The 15789-nt window shown below is 61.9% G+C and carries 16 protein-coding genes; 10 read left to right on the top strand and 6 right to left on the bottom strand.

Annotated features, from left to right (window positions below):
• Nucleotides 1–503 (top strand): hypothetical protein (locus CKO11_RS10025; RefSeq protein ID WP_223637667.1); only part of this gene is annotated, 503 nt, incomplete at its 5' end.
• Here the strand turns inward: CKO11_RS10025 and CKO11_RS10020 are convergent.
• Nucleotides 500–2176 carry an EAL domain-containing protein gene (locus CKO11_RS10020; protein WP_223637664.1) on the bottom strand — a complete coding sequence of 559 codons (1677 nt, stop codon included), beginning with the start codon at nucleotides 2174–2176 and terminating at the stop codon, nucleotides 500–502. The genes CKO11_RS10025 and CKO11_RS10020 overlap by 4 nt on opposite strands.
• Before the next feature lie 262 nt (nucleotides 2177–2438).
• Here CKO11_RS10020 and metG point away from each other — a divergent pair, with 262 nt between their 5' ends.
• Together metG and rocF are read left to right on the top strand one after the other, a co-directional pair.
• Nucleotides 2439–4160: a methionine--tRNA ligase gene (gene metG, locus CKO11_RS10015; protein WP_223637661.1), complete on the top strand. Its 1722-nt coding sequence runs from the start codon at nucleotides 2439–2441 to the stop codon at nucleotides 4158–4160.
• A gap of 67 nt (nucleotides 4161–4227) precedes the next feature.
• On the top strand, nucleotides 4228–5151 hold the full coding sequence (rocF, locus tag CKO11_RS10010) for an arginase (RefSeq protein WP_223637647.1): 924 nt from the start codon (nucleotides 4228–4230) through the stop codon (nucleotides 5149–5151).
• Here the strand turns inward: rocF and CKO11_RS10005 are convergent, their stop codons facing one another.
• The 4 genes from CKO11_RS10005 to argC form a co-directional block, all read right to left on the bottom strand.
• Nucleotides 5152–5634, bottom strand: a complete 483-nt coding sequence (locus tag CKO11_RS10005) for a holin family protein (protein ID WP_223637643.1) — start codon at nucleotides 5632–5634, stop codon at nucleotides 5152–5154.
• Nucleotides 5625–6236, bottom strand: coding sequence for a holin-associated N-acetylmuramidase (locus CKO11_RS10000; protein WP_223637641.1), 612 nt, complete (start codon nucleotides 6234–6236; stop codon nucleotides 5625–5627). Before CKO11_RS10000 ends, CKO11_RS10005 begins: the two co-directional genes overlap by 10 nt.
• A 65-nt stretch (nucleotides 6237–6301) precedes the next feature.
• Nucleotides 6302–6745, bottom strand: coding sequence for a cytochrome c maturation protein CcmE (gene ccmE / locus CKO11_RS09995; protein WP_223637639.1), 444 nt, complete (start codon nucleotides 6743–6745; stop codon nucleotides 6302–6304).
• Nucleotides 6746–6812: 67 nt separating this feature from the next.
• Nucleotides 6813–7841: an N-acetyl-gamma-glutamyl-phosphate reductase gene (gene argC, locus CKO11_RS09990; protein WP_223637637.1), complete on the bottom strand. Its 1029-nt coding sequence runs from the start codon at nucleotides 7839–7841 to the stop codon at nucleotides 6813–6815.
• A 91-nt stretch (nucleotides 7842–7932) separates the two neighbouring features.
• On the opposite strand from argC, the gene CKO11_RS09985 reads away from it, so the two are divergent.
• Nucleotides 7933–8649 carry a DUF805 domain-containing protein gene (locus tag CKO11_RS09985; protein WP_223637635.1) on the top strand — a complete coding sequence of 239 codons (717 nt, stop codon included), beginning with the start codon at nucleotides 7933–7935 and terminating at the stop codon, nucleotides 8647–8649.
• Here CKO11_RS09985 and CKO11_RS09980 read toward each other — a convergent pair.
• Complete coding sequence (locus tag CKO11_RS09980) at nucleotides 8646–9458, bottom strand: glutamate racemase (protein ID WP_223637633.1); 813 nt, start codon at nucleotides 9456–9458, stop codon at nucleotides 8646–8648. The two genes, CKO11_RS09985 and CKO11_RS09980, sit on opposite strands and share 4 nt — an antisense overlap.
• 250 nt (nucleotides 9459–9708) lie before the next feature.
• Here CKO11_RS09980 and CKO11_RS09975 point away from each other — a divergent pair, with 250 nt between their 5' ends.
• The 6 genes from CKO11_RS09975 to grxD all read left to right on the top strand — a co-directional run bounded on the left by CKO11_RS09975 (nucleotide 9709) and on the right by grxD (nucleotide 15671).
• Nucleotides 9709–10617, top strand: coding sequence for a LysR family transcriptional regulator (locus tag CKO11_RS09975; RefSeq protein WP_223637631.1), 909 nt, complete (start codon nucleotides 9709–9711; stop codon nucleotides 10615–10617).
• A 452-nt stretch (nucleotides 10618–11069) separates the two neighbouring features.
• Entirely contained in the window at nucleotides 11070–11606 is a 537-nt protein-coding gene (locus CKO11_RS09970; protein ID WP_223637629.1) for a hypothetical protein, read from the top strand.
• Between the two features lie 148 nt (nucleotides 11607–11754).
• On the top strand, nucleotides 11755–13917 hold the full coding sequence (gene purL, locus CKO11_RS09965; protein WP_223637626.1) for a phosphoribosylformylglycinamidine synthase subunit PurL: 2163 nt from the start codon (nucleotides 11755–11757) through the stop codon (nucleotides 13915–13917).
• 11 nt (nucleotides 13918–13928) lie between these two features.
• Nucleotides 13929–14822 (top strand): hypothetical protein, encoded by an 894-nt coding sequence (locus tag CKO11_RS09960; RefSeq protein ID WP_223637623.1) that lies wholly within the window; start codon nucleotides 13929–13931, stop codon nucleotides 14820–14822.
• Nucleotides 14823–14947: 125 nt separating this feature from the next.
• Nucleotides 14948–15190, top strand: coding sequence for a BolA/IbaG family iron-sulfur metabolism protein (locus tag CKO11_RS09955; protein WP_223637620.1), 243 nt, complete (start codon nucleotides 14948–14950; stop codon nucleotides 15188–15190).
• 121 nt (nucleotides 15191–15311) lie between these two features.
• Nucleotides 15312–15671 (top strand): Grx4 family monothiol glutaredoxin, encoded by a 360-nt coding sequence (grxD, locus tag CKO11_RS09950; protein WP_223637616.1) that lies wholly within the window; start codon nucleotides 15312–15314, stop codon nucleotides 15669–15671.
• Nucleotides 15672–15789: the final 118 nt, after the last annotated feature.

The following is a 15789-nucleotide window of genomic DNA, read 5'->3' as shown; positions in this document are numbered from 1 at the left end:
GCCCCATCCCCCGCGCCCCCTGTCATCGCGCCACGCATGAGGTTTCCATGAGCCTGCGCCCGCTTGTCCCTTGCCTGCTTTCGCTGCTTGCCCTTACGGCCTGTGGCAGCGATGACATGCGCCTTTATCCGCTTTCAGGGCCGATTGCGGTTGCAAACCCGGCCACGGTGATCCCGGTGACGCTGCGCAGTGAGACCAAGACCTCGGGGCAGATCAGCTTTCGCCTGCCCAAGCCGAACCGCACCAAATGCACCGGCACATGGACCTCGGTCGCGCCGCGCGTGACCACGCATGAACGCGGGCTGTCGCTTGGGCTGCGCAACATCGGCGGACGCTACACCAATGCAACCTCTGACGTGGGCGGGGTGAACAGCGGTGAAGTTTACGCCGTGTGCAAGGATGGCACCCGGCTTGAGGGCACCTTCATCATGGGGTCGGGCACGCAAAGCGGCACCGGCACGGCCAGCGATACCAAGGGCAATAGCTACAAGCTTTTGTTCTAGAACGCCCTTACCGGATCAGGTGCCAACCCCAAGGCCGCCGCGCAGGCTTTGCGGTCCAGCGGTCGGCTCCACAGATAGCCCTGCCCGATTTCAAAGCCCAAAGCCCGCATCCGCTCGGCGGTCAACTCGTCTTCGACGCCTTCGACGACGGTCGGCAGCCCCAAGGCCCGGGCCAAGCCGCGCATCGATTCAAGAATCGCCTCGCAGGCCGCACAAGACCCCAGACCATGGACGAAGCTCTTGTCGATCTTGAGCTTTTGCACCGGATGACGTGCCAGAGATGCCAAAGACGCATAGCCCGTGCCGAAATCATCCAGCACCAGCGCCACCCCCAGTGCCCGCAAGGCCTCTAGCAATTCGGCCGCCCCGGCGTGGGTCGAAAGTGCGGTATTCTCGGTGATCTCGATTTCCAAAAGCGCGGGGTCGAGCCCGGTTTCCACCAGCGCATCGCGCACCAGCCCCGGCAAGATTGCCCCGTCAAACTGACGCGGGAAGATATTGACCGCAATCGTCAGCGGACGCGAAAGATGGCGGTTCCACGCCGCGACCTGACGGCAGGCCTCGCGCAGCACCCAAGCGCCCACCGGCACGGAAAGCTCGCTCGCGGCCAGCACATCGACGAATTCCGCCGGGCTGAGCAAGCCCCAGTCCGGGTGCTGCCAGCGCAGCAGCGCCTCCAGCGCGATTACCTCGCCCGTGGCAAGGTCAACCTGCGGCTGGTAATGCAGTACGAACTGCCCCTCTTCCAGCGCATGGCGCAGATGGAGCAACACCCGGTTGCGGTGTTCCACCCGGCTGCGCAATTCGGGTGTATAGGCGGTGGGGCGATTGTGATTTTCGCGCGAGGCATTCAGCGCAAGCGCGGCATTGGCCAAAAGCGCCTCTGCTTCGATCGGCGCATCGCCAAGCGCCGTTGCATGGCCCACCACGGCTTCCAGATGCAGAAGACTGGCCCCCAGTTGCAAAGGGTCCACCAGCGCGGCAGACAGATCCGCAAGCGGCGCCTCAAGCGAGTCTTCGGCCCCAGAAAGCGGAACAAGAAGCGCAAACCGGTTGTCCCCGGCGCGGTAAAGCCGACACTGCGGCCCTTGCACCCCGCGCAGCCGCGTCGCGCAGGCCAATGCCAGCATTTCGGCATGGCGCGACATTTCCGTTGCGCGATAATGCGCCAATTGGGTGATCTCTGCCAAAATAACGCCAACCCGCCCCACACGGGCACGCCCCGCCGTCAAATGCGCTGTCAGATCGCGGCGCAAGGCGCTGGGGCCCGGTAAATGTGTGGCATCACGCGGCAAGGCGGGGCTTTCGCCCAATGCTGCCGTTTCTTCAACTGGCTGCATGAAGGCAAAAATCCGCCCCGATTCGCCGTTGCGGCGCAAGGTCACCTGCATTGGGAAATCATGCCCGTCGCGGTGGCGGCCACGCACCAAACGCAGCTTGCCCGCGCCAAAGCTGAACCCGTGATTGCCGCCAAGAACCGACCGACGCAGGTTTGCATGACGATCAACCGTGTTCGGAGGCACAAGCGTCTCTACAAACTGGCCGAGAAGCGCATCTTCGAGATAGCCGAACATCGCCGCAGCCGCAGCATTCGCATAGTCTATTCGACCATACGCATCTATACCGAGCACGCCATCGACTGACGCACCACGGAGGGGCGGAGTGAAATCCATCGCATATCCGTTCAGGCGTTCGGGGAGTGGACCGAAAGCACTCGATAATGCACCCTAGAGTTGTGCCTTGATCCAAGCCACAAAGCAACCATCAATAGCGTTAAACATGCAGGCATGCTGTCGCAGCCACACTGCACGCCATGGCCAAATCCCCAAAAGACTCTGGCCTCAGGGCCTGATGCGCTGTAAATGGCGGCAAATCCGGCTCTGCGGGTCCCGATCCGCGGGCCGCATCCGCAGACACGAAGCAACGGCAAGGGTCATGGCGCGACATCTCATTACATCGGCGATTCCCTATATCAACGGCATTAAGCATCTGGGCAACCTTGTGGGCAGCCAGTTGCCAGCCGACCTTTACGCACGCTATTTGCGCGGGCGTGGCCATGAGGTGATGTTCATCTGCGCCACTGATGAACATGGCACACCGGCCGAACTGGCCGCCGCCAAAGCGGGCAAACCTGTGGCCGACTATTGCGCGGAAATGCATGATGTGCAGGCGGAAATCGCAGCGGGTTTCCGGCTAAGCTTTGATCACTTTGGCCGGTCTTCCAGCGCGGAAAACCGGGCGCTGACCCAGCATTTCGCAAAAGTGCTGGCCGAGCAGGGCCTGATCCGCGAAGTGACCGAGCAGCAAATGTATTCCAAAGCCGATGGCCGTTTCCTGCCCGACCGCTACATCGAGGGCACCTGCCCGAACTGCGGCTACGAATCGGCGCGCGGCGACCAATGCGACAACTGCACCAAGCAGTTGGACCCGGTTGACCTGATCGACCCGCGCTCGGTGATTTCGGGCTCGACCGATCTGGAAATGCGCGAAACCAAGCATTTGTTCCTGCGCCAATCGGCAATGAAAGACCGGCTTGCGGCTTGGATCGACAGTAAAGCCGACTGGCCGGTGCTGACGACCTCGATTGCGAAGAAATGGCTGTTTGACGGCGACGGGCTGCAAGATCGCGGCATCACCCGTGATTTGTCTTGGGGCGTGCCCGCGCAATTCGACGGCGCGCCTTGGGCGGGCATGGATGGCAAGGTCTTCTATGTCTGGTTCGATGCGCCGATCGAATATATCGCGGCGACGCAAGAACTTAGCGCGCAAGACGGCACAGATTGGGCGCGCTGGTGGCGCACCGATGCGGGCGCCGAAGACGTGACCTATACCCAATTCATGGGCAAGGATAACGTGCCGTTCCACACGATTGGCTTTCCCGCCACGATCTTGGGCGTGAACGGGGCCGAGGGCGAGAACTGGAAGCTGGTCGATTACATCAAATCGTTCAACTACCTGAACTATGATGGCGGCCAATTCTCCACCTCGCGCGGGCGCGGCGTGTTCATGGATCAGGCGCTGAGCCTTTTGCCCGCCGATTACTGGCGCTGGTGGCTTTTGAGCCATGCGCCCGAAAGCGCGGATGCTGAATTCACTTGGGAAAACTTCCAAACCTCGGTGAACAAGGATTTGGCCGATGTTTTGGGCAATCTGGTCAGCCGCGTCACCAAATTCTGCAATTCCAAATTCGGCACCGAAGTCCCCGCCGAGGTTGTGCTCACCGAACGCGAAGAGGCGCTGCTGGCGCAATTCCGCGAGGGGCTGGCCGCTTACGAAAAGGCGATGGATGCGATTCAAGTGCGCCGCTCGGCCGAAGAGTTGCGCGCGCTTTGGGTGCTGGGCAACGAATATCTGCAAGCCGCAGCGCCCTGGAGCGTGGTCAAAACCGACGCGGACGCCGCGCGCGCGATCATCGCTTTCGCGCTGAACTTGATCCGCATTTACGCGGTGCTGTCGCGCCCGTTCATCCCCGATGCGGCGCAAGCGATCATGACCGCGCTCGATTGCGAAGATTGGTCTTGGCCCGACGATCTGGACACGGCCATCCGCACCCTGCCCGCAGGCCATGCCTTCACCGTGCCGGAAAACCTGTTCCGCAAGGTCACAGATGACGAACGCGACGACTGGGCCCAACGCTTCGCCGGGCGGCGCGACTAACATCGGGGGGCGCTGCCCCCCTTTTCTTTGGCCTGCCCCCGCCTAGCTATGCCCAAAGGAGAGTGCCATGCGCCAAACCTGCATCCTGATCGGGGCGCCCGTGGACAGTGGCCAGAAACGGGCCGGGTGCCTGATGGGGCCAGCGGCCTATCGCGTCGCCGGTCTGGGGGACGCGCTTACGGCTCTTGGCCATAAGGTGATCGACCGGGGCGATGTAACGCCGGTGCCGCATCCGCCGATGGCGCACCCGAACCCCGCCGTGCACCACTTGGCCGAAACCCTTGGCTGGACCGAGGCTTTGGCCGAGGCGGGGCAGGCGGCGGGCGCGTTGGGATTTCCGATCTTTCTGGGCGGCGATCATTCACTGTCGCTCGGCTCGGTCGCCGGGATGGCGACACGCGCGCAAGCCCTTGGGCGGCCCCTGTTCTTGTTGTGGCTTGATGCGCATACTGATTTTCACACCCCCGAGACCACGCAATCGGGCAATCTGCATGGCACGCCGGTCGCCTATATCGCCGGACGCACGGGGTTTGAGATGTTTCCGCCCTTCCCCGTGCCAGTGCCGGGCCACCGGATCTGCATGTTGGGCATCCGCTCGGTCGACCCCGAAGAACATGCCGCACTGCTCCCCGAAGAGATCGAGATTGCCGATATGCGGGTGCTCGATGAACGCGGCATTGGCGCGCCTTTGCGCGATTTTCTGGACCGGGTGCGGGCGGAAAACGGCATGCTGCATGTCTCGCTCGATGTCGATTTTCTGGACCCGTCGATTGCACCCGCCGTGGGCACCACCGTGCCCGGGGGCACCACCTTCCGCGAAGCGCATCTGGTGATGGAGCTTTTGCACGAATCCGGGCTTGTAACCTCGCTCGACCTTGTGGAATTGAACCCCTATCTTGATGAACGCGGGCGCACCGCCCGGCTGATGGTCGAGCTGGTCGCCTCGCTGATGGGCCGTAAAGTGTTTGACCGGCCCACCCGCCAGTATTGATCAGCCCGCAGCTTTGCCCAGCAATTCCGACAGCGCCGGATTGGCCACGGCCGCCGCTTCCGGTTTCGGGGCCGGGGGCGTAGGGGGACGGCGGCGCAGATAATGCGCCTCGCGCGCGCCAAAATAAAACCCGACAATTGCCCCCAAAAGCCACCACAGCGGCTCTGGCACATGGGTTAGCCCCACCATGCGCTGCGCAAAGCCTATCGGATCGACCATCGCATAGACAAACAGCCCCAAGGTGCCCAGCGCCAGCATCGGGCGCGGCAGACGATTGAGCCCATCCACAAATCGGTCAAAGCCCCCCGTTCGGGCCTGCGCAAATTCCGCCCCATGTTCGGCCAAGGCGGCCTGATAGGCAGCGTTTTCCAGTTCAAGCTGTTTCGTGGCATGGGGGGTAAAAGTCTCGGCGACCGAGGTGACCGCCGCGCCCAGCGCCCGCGTGCCGCCCGCGCCGCCCAAGATCTTGCCGATCAGCCCCATTTTGCCACCTTGGCCCGGTGTTCTGCCGTGCTGAGGTGAAAACGCGGCGAGATAAATGCCTCAGCCCGGCGTATCCAGCCGCCCTTGGTGCCGCGCCGCGTGGTGGCGAATTTCCGGCTTGCCGGACGGCGCTCGGCCAGATCGTAATAATAGTTGCGCCGCGCGATCCCATAGGCATCGGCAAACAGCCCCGGATCGGGTGCGGCGGCGGCTTGCGCGGCGGCAATCGTTTGCGGCCCAACGACACCATCGACCGTCACCGGATGCCCCATCTGCCCCAGCAACTCTTGCAAAATGCGGATCGCATTCGCCCCGGCGTTCACTTGCATATCAAAGACCGAAGGTTGCACCACCTTGGGCAAACGGTCGATCTGTGGGCGCGCATAGTAATGGCGCAGGAATATCTGCACCGCCTGCGCGCGGCTGAGCAGCTTCACATCGCGCGGGGTGACGGTGCCATCCTTGTCGAGATCAAGCCCCAACCGGCGCATCGTCCCGATGGCCACCCCCCATTTCGTGGCGCCCCCCGGATCGTCGGGGTCGTTTACATAGCCGCCCTCGCGGGTGACAATTTCCTTTGCAAGGTCTTCAACCGATTTCATGCGCTCCCCCTTGGCTGCGCAACCAAGGGTGGGGACATCGGGTTAACAGATCGAAACGGGACCGATCAGCTGTTCGGGTCGCGATAGACGCCCTGTTCCTTCAGCGCGTCGGTCACTTCTTTGGGCATGTAATTTTCGTCATGCTTGGCAAGGATTTCACGCGCCATAAAGACGCCATCCACCATCGTGCCGGTGCCCACCATACCTTTGTCTTCGCCGAAAAGATCGGGCAAAACGCCGGTGAATTTCACAGGAATCGACGCCCCGCCATCGGTCACAGCAAAGGTGATCTCTTCGCCCTGACCGCGCACCAAAGTGCCGGTCTCGACCAAACCGCCCAGGCGGAACACTTCGCCTGCCGCAGGCGGCGCGGCTACGATCTCGGAGGGGGAGCGGAAGAAATTGATCCCGTCTTTAAAACCAAAGCCGATCAGCCCGGTTGCCAAAACCAGCGACACCCCTGCCGCGGCCAACACCTGAATGCGCCGCTTCTTCTTGAGGTTTTTCATCGCCCTGCCTCCCGTTCCGGCGTGCCTGTGCAAAGACACATGCGCGATAGATATTCGCTGACAGGGCCTATGGGAAGACCGGAGCGAGCATCAGCCCCATGGTTTCGGGCAGCCCCAGCATCAAATTGGCGTTTTGGATCGCTTGACCCGAAGAGCCTTTGGTCAGGTTATCGATCGCCACCGTGACAATGGCACGCCCCGGCAGCCGGTCGCCCGTCACGCCCAGATGCACGAAATTCGACCCCGCAACCGAGCGGGTCGAGGCCAGCGCCCCAAAGGGCAGCACCTCAAGGAACACCTCATCGGCATAGCGTGCGGCCAGCGCTGCATGAATTTCCTCAGCATTTCCACGCACATAGACCGTTCCCAAAATGCCCCGATTAAAGGGCATCAGATGCGGCGTGAACTGCACCAAAACCGGGCGCCCCGCGATTTTGGAAAACTCTTGGTCAAACTCGCCCAAGTGCCGGTGCTTGCCGCCCGCCGAATAGGGCATGGTCCCGCCCGACAATTCCGCATGCAGAAGGTTCTCTTTCAGACTGCGCCCCGCGCCAGACACGCCCGCCTTCAGGTCGATCACGATCTCGTCAAGGTCGATCACGCCCGCCTCGATCAGCGGGCGGATCGCATATTGCCCCGCCGCCGCATTGCAGCCGGTGCCCGCACACAGCCGCGCTTGCCGAATCTCATCGCGATAAAACTCGGTCAGCCCGTAGACGGCTTCTTTTTGCAGATCGACCGCGCTGTGCGGTTTGCCATACCATTTTTCATATTCCGCCGGATCGCGCAGCCGGAAGTCGGCCGACAGATCCACCACCTTTTGATCGCGCGGCAATTGCGCAATCACCGCCTGCGAAGTGGCGTGCGGCAGCGCGCAAAACGCCAGATCGACGCCCGCGAAATCGATTTCCTCGATCTTGCACAGATCGGGTAGCCCAAGGTGACGCAGATGCGGAAAGACCTCGCCCATCTTCATGCCCGCCTTTCGGTCCCCCGACAGCGCCACAATCTCCATCTCGGGATGGGTTGCGATGATCCGGGCAAGCTCGGCGCCGGTGTAGCCCGAGGCCCCGAGAATGGCGATTTTCTGGGTCATGATGGTCTCCGCAGTTGTGGCCCTGTGTTGCCTCAGGCTAAGTTGCCGCGCAAGCAAAGTTTGCAAAAGACCGACGGCACGAGGGTTTCAGATGACAAAAGCGTGGCATTACGCGTGGCAAGGCAAATCCGAGGGCCCGGTAGATGCCGCGATGATGGGCGATCTGATCCGCGCCGGACGGGTGCGGGCCGACACTTTGGTCTGGTCCGAAGGGATGGGCGATTGGGAACGCGCAGATGCGCACTTTCCCTTTGCGCCCGCGCAGCCCGCGCCAACATCTTTTGCCCCGCCCCAACCCGAGGGGCCGCCGCCGCTTGGCCGCGACAGCGCCTTTGCCCCCTATGAGGGGGCGCCGCCGCGCGACTTCATCGAGGCGATCAAGGTCTGCTTTCGCAAATATGCCACCTTCAAGGGCCGCGCGAGCCGGTCGGAATTTTGGTGGTTTCAGGTGTTCATCATCGGCGGCTCGATCGTGACGGGGGTGCTCGAAAACGCGATGGGCAGCGATGGCGCCGTCCTCAACGGATTGTTTTCACTCGCCACCTTCCTGCCCGCGCTGTCGGTGCAGGTGCGCCGGCTGCACGATACCGACCGTTCGGGCTGGTGGATCGGCGGGTTCTACCTTGCGCTGATCCCGGCACTCACCCTGCTTGGCCTGATGGCCGGGGTGGTCGAAGCCCAAGGCGGCAGCGAATTCGCCTTGGGGGCCGCGGCTATTGCCATGGTGGTTACGCTGATCGGCTATACCATCGCCATGCTGGTCTTCTTGGTCAGCCGTGGCACGCCGGGGGCCAACCGCTTCGGTTAAGCCGCCTCGAACTGGATCGACTGGCGCAGGAATTGCGTCGCATGCACCGAGACAGAGGCAGGATCGCCGGTGGTCAGGTATTTCGACACCGTGCCCGCCCCGCGAAACGCCGGTCGCCGCTCCAGATAGTCGGCCAAGCTTTCCGCCACGAGGCTGGCTTGGCTATACACCTTTACCTGCGGCCCCAACGCTTGCTGAAACGCGTCTTGCATCAGTGGGTAATGCGTGCAGCCCAAAATCGCGGCTTCAGGGTGCGGCATGCGCCGCTTCAGCGCCTCGACATGGCTTTTTACCAAAGCCTCGGCCAGAATTTCGTCGCCCGCTTCGATCGCATCGACCACGCCGCCACAGGGCTGCGCCTCAACATCCACGCCAATCGCGCGATAGGCCAGTTCGCGCTGAAACGCACGGCTCGCCACCGTTGCGGGGGTGGCAAAAAGCGCCACATGCTTCACCGCAACTTCGCGCGGCGGGGAATTGTCGCCCCATTGCCGTTCGGTCAGTGCCTCAATCAATGGCACGAACACGCCCAGAACGCGTTTATCCTTCGGAATCCAGGTTTCTTGCATCCGCTTAAGCGCGGCCGCCGAGGCCGTGTTACAGGCCAAGATCACCAGATCGCAGCCCTCGTCCCACAACCGCTCGACCCCTTTGCAGGTCAGGTTGAAGATATCTTCGGCATCACGCACCCCATAGGGTGCGTGCTCATTATCGCCGTAATAGACAAAAGCCATATCGGGCAACCGCTTGCTGACCGCACGATGCACGGTCAAGCCACCCAGACCACTGTCGAACACACCCACTGCCATGCCTGCCTCCACGCCTGCCGCCCCTGCCTCTGGCGGCCTTTCTTTTGTTCTATGCCTCTCCTTGGCGGAAATAAACGCCTATTGCGGGCTGCCGTGCCCCCTTGCTGGGCAATGCGATGCAGATATGCCCCGCTCGCAAAAAAGTTTGGGCGCTAACATCGCTTTTGAGCGAAAGTCATTTGTTAACAGCAAGTGAGTTAGTTATGCAGCGGATGCAAGACTGCTATGAACGAAAGAGCGCGTGCACGGGATGGACTGGGACAAGCTGAGAATATTTCACGCGGTGGCCGATGCGGGGTCACTGACCCATGCCGGGGACGCGCTGCACCTGTCGCAATCGGCTGTGAGCCGCCAGATTCGCGCACTTGAGGATTCGCTTGGCACGACCCTGTTTCACCGCCATGCGCGCGGGCTGATCCTGACCGAACAGGGCGAACTGTTGTTCGATGCCACCTCGACCATGGCGAAAAAGCTCGATTCCGCCGCTGCGCGCATTCGCGACAGCGAAGAGGAAGTCTTCGGCGAATTGCGCGTCACCGCCACGGTGGGCTTTGGCACGATGTGGCTCGCGCCGCGTCTGGTAAAGCTTTACGAGCGCTATCCCGAACTCAAGATCGACCTTCTGCTGGAAGAGCGTGTGCTGGATCTGCCGATGCGCGAGGCCGATGTGGCGATCCGGATGAAGGAACCGGCGCAAGCCGATCTGGTGCGCAAACGCTTGCTTAATATCCGCATGCGGCTTTACGCGACCCCCGATTATCTCGACCGCGCAGGCCGCCCCGGCCGCATTGAGGATATGGGCCAGCATCGGCTGATCTGCCAAAACCCGACCACACCGCAAGTTCAGGCGGGGGCGCAACTGACCCAAAGTGTGATGGTGCATGGTGTGCATTCGACGCTGATGGTGAACAACTATTTCGGCGTTTTGCAGGGCGTTTTGAACCATGTCGGCATTGGTGTGCTGCCCGATTATCTGACCGCAGATTTTCCGCTGCTGGAGCGGGTCTTGCCGGATATCGAGTCGGTCGAAGTGCCGGTGTTCCTTGCTTACCCCGAGGAATTGCGCTCATCGCGCCGGGTCAATGCGTTCCGCGACTTCGTGCAAGAGGAAATCCTTGCCTATCGTCGCGCGCAAAGCGGCGAGGCCGCGGTCGATTGAACCGGCCTTTGCGCGTTTGAAAAGCCCCGACAGACCCGCGCCCGCGAGACATGCCTGCAACGCATAGCGGCCATGCTGCAACCGCAGCATGATTCTCCTTGATCGGTTCACATTCTGCCCATAAATCAGGCGCAGAAGGGTTGGATACGCGGAAACGTGCATCACCTTCTACCTCCCTGTTGGACTAAGGCCGAGCTTGTCTCGGCCATTTTTTTATCTCGGGGTAAAATCCCCGCCCCTCGCGCGGGCACGTTCTTCCGTTCCTCCAAAATCCGCGACGGACCACCCCGGACCGCCGACCTCTGCCGCGCGAAAGTTCCCTCACCTTGCATCACATCGTCTCACGCATTTGCGTTTGAACCGTTCGGCTGTGGGCGACGTTTCCTTCCCGTGAACCAACACGGTGCAGCGCAGGGCAGACCTGCCCGGCGCCCTTCGGAAAGGAGACTATGATGAAACGCATTCATACCCCCCTCGCCAGCCTCGTTTTTGCCGGTGTCGTGGCCGCGCCGATGAGCGCCTTTGCCAACAGCGGTGATGATCCGCACGGTCTGATCGACTACAAGATGGGGATTGCGCAAATGGAATCCACATCGCCCGCCAGCCAGACCGATCTGGTGATCGATGACCAATATGGTATCGCGGATGCCAAGACCGGGGCGATCCCGCCCTATGAAACCTCGTCGAACCATGACTCGCGTCCGGTGTCGAACCTGCTGGCCGATGAAGCCGGGATCGCGCTGAACAAAACCCGGGCGCAAGCGAAAGGCGCCGTGGTGACCGCCGATGGCGGCGCGGTTGGCATGATCGAGCGCGTGGTGCCGGGCGAGACCGCCGATACCGTCTATGTCCGCGTTTCGCAGGATGTCAAAAACCGGACGGTTTCGACCTTTAAGATCAACGTGCCCAAAGGCGCGCTTAACAATGGCCAATTGCATCTGCAAATGACCATGGCCGAACTGCTCGAGGATCTTGACGCCCAAGGGTAACCTGGGCGCGGGCATGACCCGACGGCTTTGCGAAGGGGTGGCTTTTGCCACCCCTTTTGCCATCTGTGCCCTTTTCGCATGGCGCCCCCTTTTCCCGCAGGCGCACATGCACTAAGGGAAACGCAACGTGCCGATGCCGGAGGAACCGATGACCGAGCCGCAAATCACCCCCGACCTGATTGCCGCCCACGGCCTCAAGCCCGACGAGTATCAGCGCATTTTGGAGATCATCGGCCGCGAGCCCACATTCACCGAGCTGGGCATCTTCTCGGCGATGTGGAACGAGCATTGTTCCTACAAGTCGTCGAAACTTTGGCTGCGCACGCTGCACACCGAAGGCGAACAGGTGATCTGTGGGCCGGGCGAAAACGCGGGCGTCGTCGATATTGGCGACGGGCAGGCCATCGTCTTCAAGATGGAAAGCCACAACCACCCCAGTTACATCGAACCGCATCAAGGTGCGGCCACCGGCGTGGGTGGCATTTTGCGCGATGTCTTCACCATGGGCGCGCGCCCAATTGCGGCGATGGACAGCTTGTCCTTTGGTGTGCCCAGCCATCCCAAAACCCCGCATCTGGTCAAAGGTGTGGTCGAAGGCGTGGGCGGCTATGGCAATTGCTTTGGCGTGCCGAATGTGGGCGGCGAAGTGCGCTTCCATGCGTCCTACAACGGCAATTGTCTTGTGAACGCCTTTGCGGCGGGCCTCGCGCAGACCGACAACATCTTTTACTGCGCCGCTTCGGGCATTGGCATGCCGGTGGTTTACCTTGGGGCCAAGACCGGCCGCGATGGCGTCGGCGGGGCAACGATGGCCAGCGCCGAGTTCGACGATACGATCGAGGAAAAACGCCCGACCGTGCAAGTCGGCGACCCCTTCGTAGAAAAATGCCTGATGGAAGCCTGCATGGAACTGATGCAGACCGATTCCGTCATCTCGATCCAAGATATGGGTGCGGCGGGTCTGACTTGCTCCGCCGTGGAAATGGGCGACAAAGGCGGCCTTGGCATCAAACTCAACCTCGATGCGGTTCCGCAGCGCGAAGAGCGGATGACCGCTTACGAGATGATGCTGTCGGAAAGCCAAGAGCGGATGCTCATGGTGCTGAAGCCCGAAAAAGAGGCCGAAGCCCGCGCGATCTTTGAAAAATGGGATCTTGATTTTGCGATCGTCGGCGAAACCATCGCCGAGGACCGCTTTATCATCCTGCATGGCAACGAGGTGAAGGCGGATATCCCGCTGTCGAAACTGTCCTCTGCCGCGCCCGAATATGACCGCCCCTGGGTGCCGACCCCGGCGGCGCAGCCGCTTGAAAGCCTGCCCGAAATCACTCCGCTTGCGGCACTCAAGGCGCTGATCGGCTCGCCCAACTATGCGGCGAAGAACTGGGTGTTCGAACAATATGACACCCAAGTGATGGCCGATACCGTGCGCCGCCCCGGTCTGGGCGCTGGGGTCGTGCGGGTGCATGGCACCAACAAGGCGGTGGCGTTCACCTCGGATGTGACGCCGCGCTATGTGAAGGCCAACCCGGTTGAAGGCGGTAAGCAGGCGGTGGCCGAAGCTTATCGCAACCTGTGCGCCGTGGGCGCGCTGCCGCTGGCGACCACCGACAACATGAACTTCGGCAACCCGGAAAAGCCCGAAATCATGGGCCAATTCGTGGGCGCGATCAAAGGCATCAGCGAAGCTTGCAAAGTGCTCGATTTCCCGATCGTCTCGGGCAACGTCTCGCTTTATAATGAAACCGATGGCTCGGGCATTCTGCCCACCCCGACGATTGGCGCGGTGGGGCTTTTGAAATCGCTTGATGATCTGATCGGCGGGCTGCCCGAAGACGGCGATATCGCGCTGTTGATCGGCACCACGCAGGGCCATCTGGGTCAATCGGCGCTGGCCGCCGAAGCCTTTGGGATCGAAGAGGGCGATGCCCCGCCGGTCGATCTGGCAGCAGAACGCAAACATGGCGAATTCATCCGTGCCAATGGCAAACTGCTGAAAGCAGCCAGCGATCTGGCCGATGGCGGGCTGGCGCTGGCCGCCTTTGAAATGGCCGAGGGCGCAGGCATTGGCGTGCAGCTTGATGAAGCTGCGATCCCCCGGCTTTATGGCGAAGATCAAGGGCGTTACCTTGTGGCCTGTGACGAAGCCGGGGCCGAGGCGTTGGAAGCCGCCGCCGAAGCGGCGGGGGTGGCGCTGGAACGCGTCGGCGTCTTTGGCGGGGCCGAGGTGATCTTTGGCACCGACCGTGCCCCGATGGCCGATCTGTCGCATCTCTATCGCACCGCCTTTGCGGCGGCCGTCGAAGGTTGACGGGGGCGGGCGTGGCGCGGCTGCCTTCAATCGCGCTGCTAGCCGGCGCCCACAAGACAGCCTCGACACATCTGCAAGCCACGATCCTTGCGGCGCGCGAACGTCTGGCCGCCGAAGGCGTGGGCGTGATCGGCCCGCAAGAAGTACGCGCCCATTTGCGCCCCGCGATCCTGCCGGACAATCGCAGCCCCGCCGAGGTGATGGCCTTGGCGCGCGCGACGCTTGATCACCTCTGCCCCGGCGCGCGCCATGTGGTGATCATGGAAGAAAACATCCTTGGCAACACCGGGCGCAATATGCTTTTGGGCAAGGGGGGCCTGATCTACCCCTTTGCCACGCGGCGGCTCCGCGATGCGCTGGCGGCCTTTGCCGGGGCCGAGGTCCGGGTCGGCATGGCGATCCGCAATCCGGCACGGTTTTTGGTGTCTTGCTGGAGCGAACAACTGGCTTTTGGACCATGGCAGCCGTTTCGCAGCTTTGTCGCAGGCACGCCGCCCGATATGCCGCGCTGGCGGTGGCTCGCCAATCGGATGCAAAAAGCCACCGATACGGTAACGATCTGGACCTATGAAGACTATCCCGCCGTGCTGCCCCAGATCATCGATTGGGCGACCGGGCTGCGCGGCTTTGGCGCCACTGTCACCCCCTATGAAATGCAACTGCGTCCGGGGCTAAGCCAACGCGCCGCCGATTTTCTGCATGCCAAGATGCTGGCCGATCCAAACCGCGATCACAAACTGGTGCTGCGTCGCGCGCGCAAGGCCGCGCCGGTCGAGGGCGGCTATCCCAAATTCCAGCCTTGGAGCGCCGAAGAACAGGCCCGTTTCGATGATATCTATGCCGATGACCTGCTGGATCTGGCCACCGCCGAGCGGATCAACTGGTTGACCCCCGCGCTGGCCTGACCCTTGGCCACACCGCACGGCACGGAGCTTGCGCCTTGGCCCAAACCGCACAGGATCGTGGTCCCGTGACCCCTTGCCGCAGACCCCGCTGCCGCCTAGATTGACCCCATAACAAGGAGTGCCTCATGCCGATGGAAGCGACCGACATCGAAGCCCTGATCCGCGCCGGGTTCCCCGATGCCAAGATCACCATCACCGACCTTGCTGGCGATGGAAATCACTGGGGGGCCGAGGTGATCGATGCCTCTTTCAAGGGGATGAACCGGGTGCAGCAACAACGTGCCGTCTTCGCCGCGCTCAAAGGCGCGATGGATGGCCCCGATGCGCCGTTGCACGCGCTGGCCTTGACCACCAAGGCGCCCGACTGACCGCCCTTGGCGTGGTGTTGCGCGGCGTCCGAACCGGGCCAGAACCGCGTTAGGCATCACGCCCACGCTTTCCGCTTCGGCCTCTTTGGCCTTTGCGGCCTTCGATAAAAGGAACGATCCCATGACCGCAATCGACCAGATCAAAGCCGACATCGAAAGCAATGATGTCGTGCTTTACATGAAAGGCACCCGCGAGATGCCGCAATGCGGGTTTTCGAGCCGCGTGGCCGGGGTGCTGAACTATCTTGGTGTGGCCTATAAGGACGTGAACGTTCTGGCCGATGCCGATGTGCGCCAAGGAATCAAAGATTTCTCTGACTGGCCGACAATCCCGCAGCTTTACGTGAAGGGCGAATTCGTCGGCGGCTGCGATATTGTCACGGAAATGACCCTGTCGGGCGAACTGGACAAGCTGTTCGAGGATAAGGGCATCGAATATGACAAAAGCCGTGCGGATCAGATCCGCGCAGCCAACGCCTAAACGCCTGCCGAAGGTTTGCGCTCAAAGGCCCCGCAAGCGGGGCCTTTTTCATGGCACACCCCCGCATGGCCGCGAACGCCACTCCCGCCAGTCGATTGCGCAAAGCCAAAGTGTGCTT

The sequence above is a fragment of the Rhodobacter sp. TJ_12 genome (assembly GCF_020023995.1).
Classification (GTDB): Bacteria; Pseudomonadota; Alphaproteobacteria; order Rhodobacterales; family Rhodobacteraceae; genus Rhodobacter.
Note: the sequence above shows the minus strand (reverse complement) of the source record. Positions and strands in the feature narration are given on the sequence as shown.

Excerpts from the sequence above, each read along its gene's own strand:
- CKO11_RS10020 (WP_223637664.1), bottom strand. The coding sequence starts at position 2,176 with ATGGATTTCACTCCGCCCCTCCGTGGTGCGTCAGTCGATGGCGTGCTC.
- metG (WP_223637661.1), top strand. The coding sequence starts at position 2,439 with ATGGCGCGACATCTCATTACATCGGCGATTCCCTATATCAACGGCATT.
- rocF (WP_223637647.1), top strand. The coding sequence starts at position 4,228 with ATGCGCCAAACCTGCATCCTGATCGGGGCGCCCGTGGACAGTGGCCAG.
- CKO11_RS10005 (WP_223637643.1), bottom strand. The coding sequence starts at position 5,634 with ATGGGGCTGATCGGCAAGATCTTGGGCGGCGCGGGCGGCACGCGGGCG.
- CKO11_RS10000 (WP_223637641.1), bottom strand. The coding sequence starts at position 6,236 with ATGAAATCGGTTGAAGACCTTGCAAAGGAAATTGTCACCCGCGAGGGC.
- ccmE (WP_223637639.1), bottom strand. The coding sequence starts at position 6,745 with ATGAAAAACCTCAAGAAGAAGCGGCGCATTCAGGTGTTGGCCGCGGCA.
- argC (WP_223637637.1), bottom strand. The coding sequence starts at position 7,841 with ATGACCCAGAAAATCGCCATTCTCGGGGCCTCGGGCTACACCGGCGCC.
- CKO11_RS09985 (WP_223637635.1), top strand. The coding sequence starts at position 7,933 with ATGACAAAAGCGTGGCATTACGCGTGGCAAGGCAAATCCGAGGGCCCG.
- CKO11_RS09980 (WP_223637633.1), bottom strand. The coding sequence starts at position 9,458 with ATGGCAGTGGGTGTGTTCGACAGTGGTCTGGGTGGCTTGACCGTGCAT.
- CKO11_RS09975 (WP_223637631.1), top strand. The coding sequence starts at position 9,709 with ATGGACTGGGACAAGCTGAGAATATTTCACGCGGTGGCCGATGCGGGG.
- CKO11_RS09970 (WP_223637629.1), top strand. The coding sequence starts at position 11,070 with ATGAAACGCATTCATACCCCCCTCGCCAGCCTCGTTTTTGCCGGTGTC.
- purL (WP_223637626.1), top strand. The coding sequence starts at position 11,755 with ATGACCGAGCCGCAAATCACCCCCGACCTGATTGCCGCCCACGGCCTC.
- CKO11_RS09955 (WP_223637620.1), top strand. The coding sequence starts at position 14,948 with ATGCCGATGGAAGCGACCGACATCGAAGCCCTGATCCGCGCCGGGTTC.
- grxD (WP_223637616.1), top strand. The coding sequence starts at position 15,312 with ATGACCGCAATCGACCAGATCAAAGCCGACATCGAAAGCAATGATGTC.